The organism is Gloeotrichia echinulata CP02 (assembly GCA_038087035.1).
GTDB classification, from domain to species: Bacteria; Cyanobacteriota; Cyanobacteriia; order Cyanobacteriales; family Nostocaceae; genus Gloeotrichia; species Gloeotrichia echinulata.
Genome location: CP051187.1, coordinates 4,602,151 through 4,619,507 on the forward strand (window position 1 = coordinate 4,602,151; position 17,357 = coordinate 4,619,507).

The 17,357-nt window shown below is 41.0% G+C and carries 18 protein-coding genes; 6 read left to right on the forward strand and 12 right to left on the reverse strand.

The features are described 5' to 3' along the window. Positions 1–64: 64 nt before the first annotated feature. From HEQ19_20175 to recG, 4 genes are all read right to left on the reverse strand, one after another. Positions 65–448: a DUF6516 family protein gene (locus HEQ19_20175; protein ID WYM01468.1), complete on the reverse strand. Its 384-nt coding sequence runs from the start codon at positions 446–448 to the stop codon at positions 65–67. After that, positions 438–728 carry a hypothetical protein gene (locus tag HEQ19_20180; protein WYM01469.1) on the reverse strand — a complete coding sequence of 97 codons (291 nt, stop codon included), beginning with the start codon at positions 726–728 and terminating at the stop codon, positions 438–440. Before HEQ19_20180 ends, HEQ19_20175 begins: the two co-directional genes overlap by 11 nt. After that, complete coding sequence (locus HEQ19_31210) at positions 728–997, reverse strand: hypothetical protein (GenBank protein ID WZI66970.1); 270 nt, start codon at positions 995–997, stop codon at positions 728–730. The genes HEQ19_20180 and HEQ19_31210 overlap by 1 nt, the downstream gene beginning before the upstream one ends. A 176-nt stretch (positions 998–1,173) precedes the next feature. Next, positions 1,174–3,651, reverse strand: a complete 2,478-nt coding sequence (gene recG, locus HEQ19_20195; protein ID WYM01470.1) for an ATP-dependent DNA helicase RecG — start codon at positions 3,649–3,651, stop codon at positions 1,174–1,176. On the opposite strand from recG, the gene HEQ19_20200 reads away from it, so the two are divergent. Next, positions 3,651–3,776, forward strand: coding sequence for a hypothetical protein (locus tag HEQ19_20200; GenBank protein WYM03518.2), 126 nt, complete (start codon positions 3,651–3,653; stop codon positions 3,774–3,776). The two genes, recG and HEQ19_20200, sit on opposite strands and share 1 nt — an antisense overlap. An 18-nt stretch (positions 3,777–3,794) precedes the next feature. Here the strand turns inward: HEQ19_20200 and HEQ19_20205 are convergent, their stop codons facing one another. The 4 genes from HEQ19_20205 to rimM all read right to left on the reverse strand — a co-directional run bounded on the left by HEQ19_20205 (position 3,795) and on the right by rimM (position 7,865). Next, positions 3,795–4,664: a hypothetical protein gene (locus tag HEQ19_20205; GenBank protein ID WYM01471.1), complete on the reverse strand. Its 870-nt coding sequence runs from the start codon at positions 4,662–4,664 to the stop codon at positions 3,795–3,797. 523 nt (positions 4,665–5,187) lie between these two features. After that, the gene (tsf, locus tag HEQ19_20210; protein WYM01472.1) at positions 5,188–6,132 is read right to left on the reverse strand and encodes a translation elongation factor Ts; all 945 of its coding nucleotides are present in this window, start codon (positions 6,130–6,132) and stop codon (positions 5,188–5,190) included. A gap of 198 nt (positions 6,133–6,330) precedes the next feature. Next, positions 6,331–7,119: a 30S ribosomal protein S2 gene (gene rpsB, locus HEQ19_20215; protein WYM01473.1), complete on the reverse strand. Its 789-nt coding sequence runs from the start codon at positions 7,117–7,119 to the stop codon at positions 6,331–6,333. A 191-nt stretch (positions 7,120–7,310) separates the two neighbouring features. Beyond that, the gene (gene rimM / locus HEQ19_20220) at positions 7,311–7,865 is read right to left on the reverse strand and encodes a ribosome maturation factor RimM (GenBank protein WYM01474.1); all 555 of its coding nucleotides are present in this window, start codon (positions 7,863–7,865) and stop codon (positions 7,311–7,313) included. A gap of 7 nt (positions 7,866–7,872) precedes the next feature. Here rimM and HEQ19_20225 point away from each other — a divergent pair, with 7 nt between their 5' ends. Then, entirely contained in the window at positions 7,873–8,139 is a 267-nt protein-coding gene (locus tag HEQ19_20225) for a hypothetical protein (GenBank protein ID WYM01475.2), read from the forward strand. On the opposite strand, the gene HEQ19_20230 is transcribed toward HEQ19_20225, so the two are convergent. Next, positions 8,130–9,437 carry a valine--pyruvate transaminase gene (locus tag HEQ19_20230; protein WYM01476.1) on the reverse strand — a complete coding sequence of 436 codons (1,308 nt, stop codon included), beginning with the start codon at positions 9,435–9,437 and terminating at the stop codon, positions 8,130–8,132. The two genes, HEQ19_20225 and HEQ19_20230, sit on opposite strands and share 10 nt — an antisense overlap. Before the next feature lie 123 nt (positions 9,438–9,560). Here HEQ19_20230 and HEQ19_20235 point away from each other — a divergent pair, with 123 nt between their 5' ends. Then, positions 9,561–9,815 (forward strand): hypothetical protein, encoded by a 255-nt coding sequence (locus tag HEQ19_20235; protein WYM01477.1) that lies wholly within the window; start codon positions 9,561–9,563, stop codon positions 9,813–9,815. Between the two features lie 35 nt (positions 9,816–9,850). Here the strand turns inward: HEQ19_20235 and HEQ19_20240 are convergent, their stop codons facing one another. Both HEQ19_20240 and HEQ19_20245 read right to left on the reverse strand, forming a co-directional pair. Then, the gene (locus HEQ19_20240) at positions 9,851–10,258 is read right to left on the reverse strand and encodes a nucleic acid-binding protein (protein ID WYM01478.1); all 408 of its coding nucleotides are present in this window, start codon (positions 10,256–10,258) and stop codon (positions 9,851–9,853) included. Further along, complete coding sequence (locus HEQ19_20245; protein ID WYM01479.1) at positions 10,255–10,506, reverse strand: hypothetical protein; 252 nt, start codon at positions 10,504–10,506, stop codon at positions 10,255–10,257. The genes HEQ19_20240 and HEQ19_20245 overlap by 4 nt, the downstream gene beginning before the upstream one ends. A gap of 344 nt (positions 10,507–10,850) precedes the next feature. On the opposite strand from HEQ19_20245, the gene HEQ19_20250 reads away from it, so the two are divergent. Both HEQ19_20250 and HEQ19_20255 read left to right on the forward strand, forming a co-directional pair. Continuing rightward, positions 10,851–14,480: a GAF domain-containing protein gene (locus HEQ19_20250; GenBank protein ID WYM01480.1), complete on the forward strand. Its 3,630-nt coding sequence runs from the start codon at positions 10,851–10,853 to the stop codon at positions 14,478–14,480. Positions 14,481–14,586: 106 nt separating this feature from the next. Then, positions 14,587–14,958: a response regulator gene (locus HEQ19_20255; protein ID WYM01481.1), complete on the forward strand. Its 372-nt coding sequence runs from the start codon at positions 14,587–14,589 to the stop codon at positions 14,956–14,958. On the opposite strand, the gene nagA is transcribed toward HEQ19_20255, so the two are convergent. Continuing rightward, the gene (gene nagA, locus HEQ19_20260) at positions 14,926–16,056 is read right to left on the reverse strand and encodes an N-acetylglucosamine-6-phosphate deacetylase (protein WYM03519.1); all 1,131 of its coding nucleotides are present in this window, start codon (positions 16,054–16,056) and stop codon (positions 14,926–14,928) included. The two genes, HEQ19_20255 and nagA, sit on opposite strands and share 33 nt — an antisense overlap. Before the next feature lie 183 nt (positions 16,057–16,239). Here nagA and purE point away from each other — a divergent pair, with 183 nt between their 5' ends. Further along, complete coding sequence (purE, locus tag HEQ19_20265) at positions 16,240–16,758, forward strand: 5-(carboxyamino)imidazole ribonucleotide mutase (GenBank protein ID WYM01482.1); 519 nt, start codon at positions 16,240–16,242, stop codon at positions 16,756–16,758. Positions 16,759–17,357: the final 599 nt, after the last annotated feature.

Here is a 17,357-nt window from a genome sequence, read left to right on the forward strand (position 1 = left end):
GGCTAGGCAATGCCAAGCAAAACCCCGATATGTAGGGCATAGCCCTACCTACTTAACTTCAACATCAAGCTAATATTTTTTCAATTTCTTTGAGTACCTCAGCTAAAAAAGGAGCATCTGATTTAACGATATTATCCTCACTTCCATCATGTTTATAATGGGGAAAGGTAGGCAAATTTAATTTTCGGTGATGTTCAGTATTGTCATAGCGAAAAATTAAATTATTCTCACAATTCATATATTGATAACTATACATTTTTCTATCTATGGATATTTCCACATAGACAAATTCTCTCAAATGCAGCAAAGAATTATCTAGAAATTCGAGCTTTCCTCTGATAAAACCTTCATATATTCCTCTGGTTTCATGTTCTATATTAAATAATTTAACTATTGGCGAAGATTTAATTAAAATATCAATCTGCTGAAAATAATCTTCAATCAACAAAATGAATCTCCTCAATCGACTCTTTTGTTTGTTGTAAATGTGTCAGCATTCGAGCTTCTCCAATCCATTCATCAAAATCAAAATTATGGGAGAATTCATCATTATTAAAGCGAGTGATAAATTCTTCGGTTGATAATTGATATTTGGTTTCAAATTCATTAAGACGTTCTTCACATCTTTTAATTCCTCTGATCACACTTTGCAATCTTTCTGACAAAGCACTTTGAATAATTCGTCTGAGGGAATCTGGATCTTTTGACCTGAGTTTGAGTTCAGCCATTATCTGAGTTTATCGAATCTGTATTTGTATTTACATTTTACAGCAAGTTTCATTTCTCTTGAACCACAGACCCTCGTGGCGAACATTGCCCATTGGTGTAAACTTAACGCGAAACCCTTGTAAAAATGTGATTTTTCATTATCTTGAGCCATTGCCTCAAAATATTCAATTACGTCAATCCCCAAGGGTAAAGTTACTTGTTGCTTCAATTGTTTTGCAAAGGGATTTGGTCGGCTTTTCATTTTATCAAGGTCATATTCTGGTTTCATAGCTTGCGTCTCGATAATGTTTACTTTCGTTTTTCGTGGCTTTTCGGGCGGAAATAATTCTAATTACTGATTCTTCTTCTCGGTAACAATATTTTGACGCAGACTATAGCGTTTCTCGCCCTAGTTAGGTACACCCGTAGGGGCACGGCACTGCCGTGCCCCTACACCGCTTGGTACTACGTCATAATCGCACCACCCATTAACCGCTCATACCGATACTTTAACTCTTCTTTCATCAAATACCAACGCTCTAAAGTCACATCCATCTCAATCACCTTCTCTGCAGCTTGTCGCGCTAACACTAAAACTTCTTCGTCTTCCACCAAACTAGCTAAACTAAAATCAGGCACCCCCGATTGGCGAGTTCCCAAAACTTGCCCAGGACCGCGAAAACGCATATCCATTTCTGAGATGAAAAAGCCATCTTGGGACTGTTCCAACACCTTCAGCCGTTGTAGAGCATCAGCACTTCTGGTACTGCTCATTAATAAACAATAAGACTGCGCCGCACCCCGACCAACACGTCCTCGCAGTTGGTGCAGTTGCGATAAGCCAAAGCGTTCCGCATGTTCAATGAGCATAACTGTGGCATTGGGCACGTCTACCCCCACCTCCACCACGGTTGTAGAAACCAAAATTTGTGTTTCATTATCGCGGAATTTCGTAATTGCTTCGTCTTTCTCGGCTGAAGTCATGCGACCATGCAACAGTCCCACTTGAAATTCGGGGAAAACGCTTTCTTTTAACTTTTGATGCTCCTCTACCGCCGATCGCAAATCTAATTTTTCTGATTCTTCCACCAAGGGCAAAACTACATAAATTTGCCTTCCTTGGGCAATTTCTCGCCGCATCAGGTCGTAAGCTTGGGTGCGTTGTTTACCCGTTAGCATTGTCGTTTGAATCTTTTGCCTTCCTGGTGGTAACTCATCAATTTGACTCACATCCAAATCCCCGTGGACCGTTAGCGCCAGTGTCCGGGGAATGGGAGTAGCCGTCATAGTTAATACATGGGGTTGGTTTCCCTTTTGCTGTAAACGTGCCCGTTGTTCTACCCCAAACCGATGCTGTTCATCAATTACCACCAGACCCAATTGTTGAAAATTTACCGTGTCTTGAATCAAGGCATGGGTACCAACTAACAGGGGTAATTCCCCCGTTTCTAACTCCGAATGAATTTGTCGCCTTTTTGCAGTTTTAGTCGAACCAGTCAGCAATTCTACTGGTATATGCAACAGGTTAAACCAGCTAACCAACTTGCGGTAATGCTGTTCTGCCAACACTTCGGTGGGTGCCATCAACGCTGCTTGGTAGCCAGATTGAATTGCTGCTAAAATTGCAACTACTGCCACCACAGTTTTACCAGAACCCACATCGCCCTGTACCAGACGATTCATGGGTGCAGGCTTTTGCAAATCGTTGAGGATATCATTGATAACTCGCTGCTGGGCGCCTGTGAGTTTAAAAGGCAGGACTTCGTGGAATTTTTCGATGAGTTGACCTTTGGGCGCCAAAATCGCACTGGTTTGCACTGCCTTTGCTTGCTGCTGGCGTTGCAGTAAACTCAGTTGCAGATAGAAAAATTCATCAAAGACTAGGCGACGACGGGCAACTTGCAGACTGGTGCTATCTGCAGGGAAATGGATATTGGCGATCGCATCCTTCAATTCCATCAAATTATACTTCTCCCGCAAACCACTGGGTAACGGGTCTTTCAAGTGCGCCGCCCCTGGTAAAACAGCGATTACCGCCTGTCTGACTGCATTCGCCACCACACCCTCAGTCAGAGCATAAATTGGCACTATCCTACCAATCGTCAAGGAATCAATCGTGTCTCCTGGATGGGCTAAAACTTCTAACTCTGGGTTATCCAGAGTCAAGCCATATTTAGTTTCTTTCACCAAACCACAAGCCGCTAACACACTACCCACAGGGTAGCGACGTTTTAAACTTTCTTGCCAAGCGCGACTGCTAAAGCGCGAACCTGCCCAAAAGCGACTTACTTTGATTTCACCAGTATTATCCTTAAGAATCAAGTCTAAAATGGATAATTTCTGATTTTTCGGACTAGTAAAACAATTACAACGCTTCACCGTAGCGACTATTGTCACCGTCTCACCACCCTGCAACTCAGCGATACTCACTTGACGCGCATAATCAATGTGATCGCGGGGATAATAAAACAGCAGGTCACGCACCGTATACAAACCTAGACGCGCCAAATTTTCAGCTTTTCTCATACCAATTTCTGGTACATCACTGAGTTTTTGGTCATTTTTCGGCGCAAAACTCCGACTCACCTCAGCCACAATTGGCGATTTGGGATTTCCCACAGGAGATTGATATTTCTTCTCCCCCTCTCCCCCTCTCTCCCCCTCATCTCCCCCTTGCTGTAGCCAATAGAGATATCTACGAGTTTCTGCTACCAAGTGTTGTCTATCTTCCAGCCCCAGATTGGGATAATCGCCAAATTGAACCGCTAATTCTTGCCAGCGGCTGCGTTCATTTCGCGACAAAGCTGTAGGGAATTGCCCAAAAGTGAGGCTGAGGAAGGTACTAAAGGGGTATTGTTTGCCCACCAAGTCTGTAAACCCGGTTTCTGCCTCTATTGCCAAGGCTTTTTGCAATCTTATCCAATCTGGTTGCTCATTAGTCATTGGTCATTGGTTATTGGTCATTGGTTATTGGTCATTGGTCATTGGTCATTGGTCATTGGTCATTAGTCATTGGTCATTGGTCATTGGTCATTGGTTATTGGTTATTGGTTATTGGTCATTTGTAAAGAATAATTGACAAATAACTAATTTTCAAACCAACTAGCACGCCATGCAGCTTCTGCTTCGGCTGTTGATAGTTCCCGGTGCTTTTTTTCATACTCCCGTCCTAGCTTGCTTAGTTGAACCAAGAGACTGCGAATTTGCTTGCGTGCAGATGATACTGCTGGGTCAGCGAATTCAATTTCACCCAGACGCAGGTTAATAGCTGTGATCTGTGTCAGGCTAGATTCGTCTGGATCTTGATCATTTTCAATTTCAATTACTAAGTTTAATAGATTTGGTGGTCCTGGCATCACCTCGGCAGATGCTTCTGATGCAGCCGCAGCCACTTCTAAAATCCGTTCTGGTAATTTTTTGGGTAAAATCCGCGCTTTTTGTAATACAACATTAGTTTCATGGGAAAGTTTTTTCAGTGTATCTTGAATCACTGCTTCCATCTTCTGTTGCCATCTTCCCAGTTCTATCGGGTTAGATAAATCAGGATAAGAGGAGGGGTAGAGACGAGGAGGGGGTGAGAGAAAGGAAAAATTACTGTCATCCTCATCCTCATCCTCATCCTCTTCATCCTCATCCTCCTCATCCTCATCCTCATCCTCCTCCTCCTCATCTTCTTGACTGCTCAGAGAAGTCAGCAAGTTTTCAGCTGCTTGTTGCCCCAATTTGCGGATAGCTTGTTGCAATTGTTGCCGCTGATTCAATGATAAACTCAGGAAATTTTCAGGATACCCCTGGGTACACAAATGGTAACTCGCCAGAATCAACTGTTTCCGTACGGATTGTCCCAAACTGCTTAAATAAATCGTATCAGCGTTTTGCAGTTCTGAGGCGATCGCCCGGATCGCTTCTTCGAGATCTGCTATATCCTTTTCAATTCGCTCGATTGCTCTGGCCATATCTTCTAATTACTCTTTATTACCATCTGACCTGTTTATGGTACAAATGTACGTTTTTTTTTCAAATAAATATTAAGAATTTTTAACCACATTTATCTGTTGTTTGTGGTTGTGCTTTAGCGCTCTTGAATTTCAGAGCGCTATTAGCACAGCTTTCCCGTAGAGTATAGCGATTCTCAGTTAAGTGAGGTACAAAATTGTATCACGCGGTGTAAGGGCACGGCAATGCCGTGCCCCTACGGGTGTACCTTATTAGGGCGAGAAACGCTATAGCGCAACTACAGCGCAACTACCAAGCATTGTTAGCTTGGTAAACTACTAATCATTATTGTTGAAATAATTAAGCTGTCCCGCATCTAATTTGCACATCAATCAATAAAGTCCTTCAAAAGTCAAAAGTCCAGAGTCCCGACTCACCTTGACTCTTGACAAACCTCATGAGTAACTATGCAATTTAAAAGCGTAACAGCTGATGAATCAATCACGCATATTAATCACTAATGACTAATGACTAATAACTAAATTAGTTTATGCCCATTTGTGCAGCCACTTCTTCAGCAAAATTACTTTCTTGCTTTTCAATGCCTTCACCAAGCACAAAGCGGACGAAGCGTACAACTTGAATTTCTTCGCCTACTTTACCCTGAACTTGCTTCACCAAATCTTCCACAGCAATACTTTGATCGCGAATGTAAGGTTGATCGAGCAAAGTGAATTCTTTCAGGCGTTTTTCAATCCGTCCCTGAACGATTTTTTCTTTGATGTTATCTGGCTTCTTCTCCAAATCATCCCGCCCCATTTCCACATCTTTTTCCCTTTGGGCAACTTCAGGAGGGATTTGGTCTATGCTGACATACTCAACATTAGGGCAAGCTGCAACCTGCATCGCAGCATTTCGTGCCAAAGCTTTGAACTCTTCATTAGCAGCGGCTGACCCAGTTTGAGACTTCAATTCTACCAAAACACCGACACGACCGCCAGTGTGAATGTAGCTGTCTACCGCACCATAGGAGCCTTCTGATATTCTAAAATTGATAAAGCGACGCACCTGAATATTTTCACCAAGGGTGGTAATAGTTTGGGTGATGAATTCTTGTACAGTGATGGTGGTATTTTCAATATAGGGTTGAGCCAGTAAAGATTCAACACTATCAGCATTGGCTGCTTGCTGGGCTAAGTTTTTAACTAAGGCTTTAAAAGCTTCGTTACGGGCAACAAAATCGGTTTGGCAGTTAACTTCTATGAGTACACCCACGCGGCCTTCCGGCTGAATGTAGGTATCCACTAGACCTTCTGCTGCAACGCGATCGCTTTTTTTACCCGCCGTAGCTATTCCCTTTTGTCGCAGCCAATCTATGGCTTTTTCGATATCACCTTCAGTTTCTTTTAGCGCCTTTTTGCAGTCCATCATACCAGCACCGCTTTTTTGGCGTAGCTCTTGGACTAGTTTTGCAGATATTTCCGACATGTTGCCTCAATTCCTCGTTGACATCGAGTTTTAATCGCTCACCAAAGTAAATTTCACCAGTTCTCAGTTTTGAGTACTGAGTTTTTAATGTTCAATCATGAGTTTTAGTCTGCAACTCACAACTGGCAAATTAAAAATCAGGACTCAACACTAATCTAAACTGCTGAGTATTTCTATCTTACTCAGCACTCCGCACTATTATTCTTCGTCGTCGTCAGGAATCACTGAGTCAGAATATTCACTGTCGTCGTACTCTTCGTCGTACTCACTCATTTCCGAATCATCATCATCATCCACTTCCAGCTGACCGTGACGACCTTCGTAGATGGCGTCTGCCAATTTGCCAACTATCAGCTTAATCGACCTGATGGCGTCGTCGTTGGCTGGGATAGGAATATCTACTACATCCGGGTCGCAGTTGGTATCCAACATCGACACAATGGGAATTGACAGCTTTTGGCATTCTTGAACGGCGTTATATTCCCGGCGTTGGTCTACAATTACCACTACATCGGGTATTTTGCGTAAGGTTTTAATCCCGCCCAAGTATTTCTGCAGCTTCGCCATTTCCCGACGCAGCATTGAGGCTTCTTTTTTGGGTAATAAATCCAGCGCCCCGGTTTCTTCGCGACGTTCCAAATCTTTGAGGCGGTCTACCCTGGTTTTAATGGTTGTCCAGTTCGTTAGCATTCCACCCAACCAACGCTGGTTAATGTAATGAGAACCACAACGCCTAGCTTCTTGGGCAATAATTCCCGCTGCTTGGCGCTTGGTGCCGACAAACAGGAACTTTTTACCTTGTTCTGCTTGTGTACGCATGTAGCTATAAGCATCTTCCATCAACTGGGCTGTTTGCACCAAGTCGATGATATGTACACCATTGCGAGAGGTGTAGATATAAGGAGACATTTTTGGATTCCAACGGCGGGTCTGATGCCCAAAGTGAACCCCAGACTCCATCATTTGAGCCAACGAAACTACTGGCATAATTTATTTTACTCCGATTCGGGTTAAACCTCCACCCAGATGTATCTCCCAAAATAGGAAACACCCGAATGCCTGGATGTGCGAGATTATTGAACTTTCCTAGGTTAGCACATTTGCGAAAGTTAGGAGTCAGGAGTTAGGAGTAATGTGATTTGTGTCATGCTCCAGCGCTAGATATGGGGGGTCAACGCTTAATCGTTAAGTTCTAACAAACCGGGGGGTGGTGTAATTTCAATCCGACTACTTTGTAAGTCAACCACGGGTGCGATCGCTTCTACAAATGGAATCAAAACAGTCTTTTGTTTTTTGTCGCCAGCAAATCCGGGGTGTAATTTGACTTCCAATAAATCATTACCTGCTGGAATTATATCAACCACTGTACCCACAAGTTCGCCAGATGCTTGTAGATAGACGAATAAGCCAATTAAATCGGGGACGTAATATTCACCTTCTGCTAATTCCGGGCGATCGCTAGCTGGTATCATGATTTCACAACCGCGCAACTCTTCGGCTTGGTTGCAATTTTCGACCCCAGCTAATTTGATCACATACAAATTTTTGCCTTCAATGTAACGTCCTGCCAATAATTCTATCGGTTGTGGTGTCGTCTGCCCAGGACGCAATAACCAGCGTGTTCCTGATACCTCAAACCGTTCGGGGAAATCGGTGTTGGGATAAACCCGCACTTCCCCGGATAGTCCTTGCGGTGCGACAATTTTACCAATTTTTAGCCAGTCATTTGTCATTTGTCATTTGTCATTTGTCATTTGTCATTGGTCATTTGTCATTGGTCATTGGTCATTTGTCATTGGTCATTGGTCATTGGTCATTTGTCATTGGTCATTTGTCATTTGTCATTGGTCATTGGTCATTGGTCATTACTCATTACTCATTACTCATTACTCATTACTCATTACTCATTACTCATTACTCATTACTCATTACTCATTACTCATTACTCATTACTCATTACTCTTTGTCATTGGTCATTTGTCATTGGTCATTTGTCATTATTTTTGACTTTTGACTCTTGACTCTTGACTCTTGACTTTTGCCTGATAAACTTGTTGAGCTACCTTAGCAAGACGCTGCATTCCGGTGACGATTTCTTGGTCACTGCCGGTGAGGCTGATGCGTAAACATTGGTGTTTGTGTGACCATTCTTCTTTTAAGCCGGGGAAGAAGGTACTACCAGGTACAACAATTACACCTACTTTCTTCAGTTCTTGGTAAAATTCCCAGTCTGTAATTGGTAGATCCTGTAACCATAACCAAGCAAAGATAGCACCTTCACCGCGATGGAGGAACCAAGGTAAATCCTTGGGCATTGACGCTTCTAATGTATTTTCCAATACTGCAAACTTCTTCTGGTAAAATGGACGAATGACATTTTCCGCGATGTCGCCAATGGCGCCAGAACTAATTGCACGAGCTGCGATCGCTTGTCCGTAGCGTGAGGGATGAATACACAAGTTTGTCTGGAATGACTCTAGCACTTGAATAATTTTTTCATTGCCAATGGCAACACCGATGCGTTCCCCTGGTAAGCCGACTTTGGATAAACTCATACAGTGGAGGATGTTCTCTCCAAACACTGGTGTCATTTCTGTAAAGTTCAACGCTGGGTAAGGCGGCGCATAAGCTGAGTCTATGAATACTGGTACATCATAAGGTGCAGCTATTGCGGCTATTTTTTTCACCTCTTCATCGGTGAGGACGTTACCTGTGGGGTTACAAGGACGAGAGAAGATCACGCAACCTGTGTTTTCGTTGATCGATAGTTGGCTGAAGTCAGGTCGATATTTAAACCTGTGTGCAGTTTCGTCAATATCGAGAGTTGGTTTGTAGGCGATTAAAGCTTCGGGAACCAAGCTAACACCACCATAACCTGTGTAATCGGGACTGAGGGGTAAAACAATTTGTTTGAGTTCGCCGCTACTAGTGTAACCGCCAAAGGAGTTGGCTGCATAGAAGTAGAGGCTTTGACTACCGGGGGTAATAAGAATATTGCTGTTTGTTAAGTTTAACCCATAGCGGCGATTAAAATCATTGGCGATCGCTTCAATTAATGGCGCATAACCTTGACTGGAACCGTAGCGACAAACCACTTCACCATATTCTGAGCTAGCGAGCAATTCAGCCGTACAATCGCGCCATAATTGCTCGACTTCTGGTAAAATCAGCGGATTTCCAGCACTCAAATTATTTAATTCCTGCCCAGCACCAGCGCGTAAAGTTTCGTTAATATCCTTCATAATCGCTCGCACGCCAGTCAGGTTGGACATTTGAGCGCCGATTTTCGTAAGGGCAGGAGTCATAGGCTGATACAAAGTAAATTAATCTAGAGGTGGATAAATTATTGTGCGGGGGGTTGCTGCTGGCACAAGGTTGACATCGTGAGCCTAGCAACTATAGCCGCCCTTAACCAATCTAACTAGAGAATGGTATTTTCACAAAGCAACAATAATCTTAATAGCAGTTCTCGTGCTGATAAAGTAGCACAAAGTGATCCAAAAGTGTGCGGGAAAACTGCTAAATATCCATACTCAAAAGCGATAGGAGATGAGGGGATATCTACGACGGGCTACGTCTACCCACTCAGAGAAGCTATGGCGCAGGCTTTACGCTCTGCGTGTCGTAGACAGAGGCTACACGAACGCCCGAAGCAGTTCTGGCGGAAATTTTACAATGGATAAATTAGAAAAATATCGTATGATCTATTGTTTCTTTTTTAGGGCAAAACCTCAAACGATTGATTTCCAGACAATCGATAAATATAAAAATCTCGATCAAGGGTGAATATTTGTCTTTGATTAAGCACTTCAGCCATAGCTACCAGAGAAGCATCTGCTAAATCCATTGGAACATCTCGATATTGCTCCATTAAAGTTTCCATTCTGGTTAGTTCATCTGAAGTATGATGATATATGACTAATATTTCATCAGCTACATAACCCCATAATTCTTGTTGTGCTAACCAACTCCCATATCGACCCAATAAATACATAGCCTCGGTAAAACAAGCACATGTAGTGATGAGGGGGGCTGACAGTGATGGTAAAATTTCAACGCAGCGTTGATGATTGTTATCACCTTGATTGATTAGGGCAATTAGGGGAGAAGCATCGCAAAAGGTCATTGATTCAATGTGGATGAGTCTTTAGTGTCTAAAAGTTCTGTAAAGGCTTCTCCTAGTCGCTCAGATAAGTCTGATGGCTGAAAATTGACTCTTCCAATTCTTCCTTTTAATATTTGGTCTAGGGTTGGTTTGGTGGGGGAATTTGAAGATTGATGGGGCAAAATGGTCAATCTGACTCGCTGACCTGCTAATTCAGCGCTATGTTGGAGAATTTCTTCCCAAGTTCCCTCTAGGGTTTGTGGTTGCATCTATCCTGTTTTGAACTTTTCTTGTCTTAGTGTAGCATATTGACGCACGCTACAAGATAGGCGTTCGCGTAGCCCAAGGTGCTGTGTTCTTTATATTCACAGCACTGAGAGAGCTTTTTTACACCCTGTCCGACTTTTCAAACACCCTCTTATATCTACCTTTAGTTAGATAGTGTTAGAGGGTTAACTATTAGAAATTTTTCTTATAATAAATGCATGTATTGCAATAGCAACTTTAGTCAAATATCTGATGCAGATTTTGATTCAGCAGGGCTTTTTTTGAGTTTATTTCTAATAATTTTGCTTACCTTTTTAATATTTATCGTTTACCATGAGAGTTCTATATGAGCGAAATCAATTTTTTACCAGTAAATACACCAATAGATTTAAGCAACTGTGATCAAGAACCTATTCATATTCCTGGTTTGATTCAGCCTCATGGTATTCTCATGGTTTTAGAAGAACCTAAATTAAACATTATTCAAATTAGTCAGAATACTATTGAAATACTTGGTATTCCTCCTCAAGATATTTTAGGTAAAAACCTGAAAATATTATTTAATACCTCGCAAATTCAGCTAATCAAAAAATCTTTAGCAGAAATATCTGAAAAACTTAACCCCTTAGATTTATATATTGATACCAAAACAGGTAGAAAACACTTTGATGGTATTATTAATAAATCAAATGGATTCACAATTCTGGAATTAGAAGCTGTTACTGGAAACAATCAAAATGATTTTTTAAGTTTTTACCAATTAGTACAACCGATTATTTGCAAAATGCAAAAATTACTGTACTTGGATGAATTGTGCCAAATAATGGTGACAGAAATCCGTAACCTGACAGGTTTCGACAGAGTAATGATCTATAAATTTGAGGCTGAAGGTTCAGGTAACATTATAGCAGAAGATAAATTAGAAAGTTTAAGTCCTTTTCTGGGTTTACATTATCCCGCTTCGGATGTTCCTAAACAAGCTAGAGTCTTATATACTCTTAATCCTTTGCGGTTAATTCCTGATGTGAATTATCAATCTGTAGAACTAATATATATTAAGAATTCAGACACTATTAATCAACCGTTGGATCTTAGTCACAGTGTTTTAAGAAGTGTTTCTCCCATACACATTGAATATCTCAAAAATATGGGTGTGACTGCTTCTATGTCAATTTCATTAATCCGAGAACAAAAGTTATGGGGTTTAATTGCCTGTCATAATTATTTATCGCCTAAATATATCACCTATAAATTGCGGACTGCTTGCGAATTAATCGGTAGAGTAATGTCTTTAGAACTTACAGCCAAAGAAGAAAATGAAGATTTAGACTATAAACTGATTTTGAAAGAAGTTTTATCTAATTTTTTGAATAATTTTGCTGAAAATGATAATTGGAGAGAAGCTTTAATTCAAAATAGAAGTAAGCTTTTAGAATTTGTAGCTGCTGAAGGTGCAGCCGTTTGTGATGCTGTAAATATGACGATGATTGGCAAAACTCCTGTATTAGAGGAAGTTAAAAAGATTTGTGATTTTTTAGAAAATCATATTTTTAATCAAGGTGTAGATAAGTATTTTTATGAAACAGATTGTTTATCTAAAATTTATCCACAAGCAGAAAAGTTTAAAAATGTCAGTAGCGGTTTATTAGCGGTGATGATTTCTCAGGAATATAAACAGTATATTTTGTGGTTTCGTCCTGAAGTAATTCAAACTGTTAATTGGGGGGGTGATCCTAATAAACCAGTGGAAATAACTACCAATGGTGATCTGCGTCTATCTCCCCGTAAATCCTTTGATTTGTGGCAAGAAATAGTAAAATTAAAATCTTTACCTTGGAAGTTATGCGAAATTGCCATAGCCAAAGAATTGAGAAATATAATTGTCGGGTTGGTTTTGCAGCAAGCTGAGAAAATCGCCAAAATTCATCAACAATTAATGCAGTCTTTAAAATCAGCACAAATGGCAGTATGGGATTGGGATTTACGGCAAAATCAGATTGTTTGGACTGTTGGTAATAATCAGTTGTGTGGGTTGTTAGATGCGAATCGCCTAGATACTTATGAGGGTTTTAAATCCTTGATTGATCCAAGGGATCGGGAAGCTGTAGATTTAGCTATGAATCGGGCTTTAGTTGAACAGCATGATTATTATCAGGAATTTCGGATTCTTTGCCCTGATGGTAATATTCATTGGCTGGAAAGTAGAGGTAAATATTTCTTAAATGATGCAGGTGAAGCTGTGCGATTTTTAGGGACTATAGTAGAAGTTAGCGAGCGCAAACTTGCCGAAATTCAACTCCAAGAACTAAATTTAGAGTTAGAAAATAGAGTTAAAAGCCGGACTTTTGACCTAGAAAATTCCCAAACATCATTACAACTGCAAGTAGAACAGGAACGACTGGTAATGGCGATCGCCTTACGTGTTCGTCAAAGTTTGCATCTGGATCAAATCCTCAAAACTGCTGTAACTGAAGTTCAGGAATTTATGCAAGCAGACCGAGTATTTATTTATCGTTTTGAGCCAGACTATAGTGGGTTTGTAGTGGTGGAATCTGTTTACGGTGATTACACTCCTGCGTTAAATGCTGGAATTGAAGATACTTACTTGATGGAAACTCATGGAGGGAGATACACACAAGGAGGCTTTCTAGCCATAGCAGATATTTATACAGCCGACCTAACTGAATGTCACCGTGATTTACTAGCGCAATTTCAGATCAAAGCCAACTTGTCAGTTCCTATTATGCAGGGACAAAAATTATGGGGGCTATTAGTTACCAACCAATGTGCGACATCAAGACAGTGGCAACCTTGGGAAATTGATTTCTTCCAAAAACTAGCAACACAAGTAGGCATTGCCATTCAACAATCAGAACTATACCAACAATTAGAACAAGAACTACAAGAGCGTCAAAAAGTTGAAACAGCTTTGCAACGTAGCGAAAAATTATTTCGTTCGCTCAATGAATTTGCACCTGTAGGTATTTTTAAAACAGATACCCGAGGAAAAATGATCTATAACAATCCTAGCTGTCAGCAAATTTGTGGTTTTACCCTAGAGCAATCATTAGGAGATAAATGGATCAATTTTATTCATCCTGAAGATTTAGAAATATTTTCACCTCAGTGGAATGCGGCAATATCAACACATCAGCAACTATCTACAGAAATACGTTTTTTCCATGAAGATCAAGTTGTTCGGATTTGTCGGCTAACTGTTGTTCCCATGTTATATGATGCTAATGAATTTGTGGGATATGTCGGCACTATCGAAGATATTACAGATAGTCGCTTAATGGAGAAAATAAAAAGTGAGTTCATTTCTATAGTTAGTCATGAATTACGAACTCCATTAACATCTATTCGTAGTTCTTTAGGATTACTAACTACTAGTAGCATCAGAAATCAACCCGAAAAAATGCAGAAAATATTAGATGTTGCTGCTAGTAATGCCGAACGTTTAACCAGGTTATTAAATGACATTCTTGATTTAGAGCGACTGGAAACTAGCAATTTTGTCCTGAATAAAAAATCCTGCGATGCCATGACACTAATAAACCTGGCTCTAGACTCTATCCAAACAATAGCCAAAGAAGAGAATATTTCTTTGCAAATATTAGGTAATTCTGTGCAATTGTGGGTAGATGAAGACAGAATTTTGCAAACTATTGTCAACTTAATCAGTAATGCCATTAAATTTTCTCCCCCTCACACTACCATCAAAATCAGTGTGGAAGAAACGCCAGATAGCCATTTATTTAAAATTCAAGATCAAGGGAGAGGGATTCCTAGCGATAAAATAGAAACCATTTTTGGTAAGTTTCAACAAGTAGATGCTAGTGACTCCCGTGTAAAAGGAGGAACAGGTTTAGGTTTAGCTATTTGTCGCAGCATTATCCAACAACATAGGGGCAAAATTTGGGCAGAAAGTGTTTTAGGACAAGGTAGCACTTTTTATTTTTCTATCCCTAAGTAGGTGACAGCTTACAGGTAAAAGAGATGAAAGTGAAGCAGGAATTTAGACTTTTCAAATAACCTCTTACAACAGCCCCCCACTTTTAAAACATCCTCTAAATAAAAAAATGACACAAAAACGTATTTTACTCATAGATGATAATGATGATTTGGGATTTCTTGTTTCCACTTGTCTGGAAGAATTTGGATCATGGAAAGTGTCGATAGCTAATCATCCTGAAGAAGGTTTAAATTTAGCAAAAGCACAAAAACCGGATATCATACTTTTAGATGTAATGATGCCAGAAATGAATGGTGTAACTTTATTTGGTTTATTGCAAAGTGAACCTAAGACCCAAGCAATACCAGTAATTTTCATGACTGCCAAAGTCCAAAATTCAGATTTAGAACTATATAACAGCTTAGGAGTTAAAGGGGTAATTACCAAACCATTTGACCCTTTGACACTAGTAGAACAAATCACGGAGATGCTGCAATAATCGTTGCCACGTTAGTTGTCTTGTGGGTTCATCCCAATGCCAACGTAATAAATTTGCGGCTTGCTTGGGGGAAATTGCCGATAAGCCAATTGCCTGTCTGGGTGCATCGGTAGCGAGTGCGATCGCAGTTTCTACTTCACAAATGCCCCATTTAACCAAATTTTGCACTCCCACCAATAAGGGTAAAGTCGTCCCCGATAAAGTACCATCGTCTAGTCGTGCTGTGCCGTTTTTGACTTCAATTTGCCGACTGTCCCAAGGATACACGCCATCGGGTAGCCCTAGGGGTGAGAGGGCGTCACTAACCAGGAATAACCCTTTTTCTCGATCGCTAGCGCGGAGTAAAATTTGCAACATTGGGGGTGCAACATGTTCACCATCGGCGATAAAACCACACATGACATCAGGATGGGTAATTGCTGCGCCTAATAATCCTGGTTCGCGGTGGTGTAATGGTGGCATAGCATTGAAAGCGTGAGTTACCATCGTCGCACCCTGTGCAAAAGCACCTTGGGCTTGGGCAAATGTTGCCTGGGAATGGCCTAAACTGACGGTGATACCCAAAGAACGCAAATAGGGAATTACCTCACCTGTGGGGTCTAATTCCGGTGCTAAGGTGATGACTTTGACAACATGGGCATAATCGCCCAAAACTCTTTTAATATCGTCAATGGTTAGGGGTAATAAATACTCCCCTGGGTGGGCGCCGCGCTTGTAGAAATTTAAACATGGCCCTTCTAAATGTACTCCCAGAATCTTCGCACCTGACCTGTGAACGGAGAGGGAGGTAGAGAAATCAGAGATAATGGCGAGCGATCGCTGTATATTCTCGATGGAGGTTGTCACCAGTGTGGGTAAAAATCCATCTACCCCGACATCCCACAAAAATTCTGAGATTGTCTGTAGCATGTGCGAATTTTCGGTTTGCAAATCGGGAAACGCCAATCCCAACGCCCCATTTATCTGCAAATCCACACCACCTAACGAAATCCAGTCCCCAGCGACATCCAACACAGACAATTCGCTTGGGGGAATTTGTCCAACTGTCAGCATTGGTTGGATTTGCTCAATTATCCCCTGATCATTAACCAAGAGCATTTGCAAATCTTTGTAACCAGCTACTCGCGCATTGATAATTCTCACAGTCGTAGGATTGGGATTTTGTGTAGTTCACTGATCACTATGGCAAGAAAATAGGTAAAATTACAACCGCCGATCAACGCCGATAATTATCATCAAATCATCTGCGTGCATCTGTAGTTCAAAATATCCTCAAGTTTTATGACACCCATTGTTGGTATTATCATGGGCAGCGATTCCGATTTGCCCACCATGAAAGAAGCGATCGCTATTTGTGATGAATTTGGTGTAGAACGCGAAGTAGCAATCCTTTCTGCTCATCGTACTCCAGAACGGATGGTGCAATATGCCCAACAGGCACACCAACGCGGCCTCAAGGTGATTATCGCTGGTGCCGGTGGTGCTGCTCATCTCCCTGGTATGGTTGCATCTTTAACTCCGCTTCCGGTTATCGGTGTTCCCGTATCCAGCCGTCAATTGCAAGGTGTAGATTCTTTGTATTCAATTGTACAGATGCCTGCGGGTATTCCGGTCGCTACTGTGGCGATTGGTAATGCCAAAAATGCCGGACTTTTGGCGGTGCAAATTCTCGCTACCCACCAACCAGAATTATTAGCAAAAGTCCAAAAATATCGCCAAAACCTCTGTGAATCGGTTTTGGCAAAGCAAGCCAAACTCCAAGAACTCGGTTATGAGCAATATCTACAGCTTGAAAGTTAAATTATTTTGTTGCGCGATCGCCAGCAGAGTATTAATACTTTAATCACACCCAAGCTGGCTTCCTACTCTCTCATCCCAGCGCCCCTATTTTTAGGCAATAACCACAGTGAACGTAGGGGCGCAAGGCCTTGCGCCCCGGACGCCTGGTCTTTTTACCTGAAAACTGCTGTAAATAAAATGTAACAAAACATTAAGCATTTGTAGACAAAATTTAATGAAATGTTGAACTTTTCTGTGATGAAGTGAGGAAAAGCTGACACAGCAAAGCATACAGTTTATATAACAGATCTGTTGCAGGGGATTTGCCGCAGTTAAAAAAAGAAAACAGTAGCTAATGATACAGAATCCTGAATTAGTTAAATAGATAATCAATCAAATTTATTGCTGTGTTCATCACAGTACAGTTTTGTCCAGGAGTTATTTTCAGAATTCCTGGAAGAATATTTCTATGTTTATAAAACAGTAAATTTCAATTTTGCAATTGTTTTTTAGAGAAGCTTTGCAAATTTAGACAATATTTTTATATCTGTTGACGAGAATAATTTACAATAATGGTTTGTCAGTTTTTTCTAGCTTTTTTTAGTTCAAGAAAAGTTTTG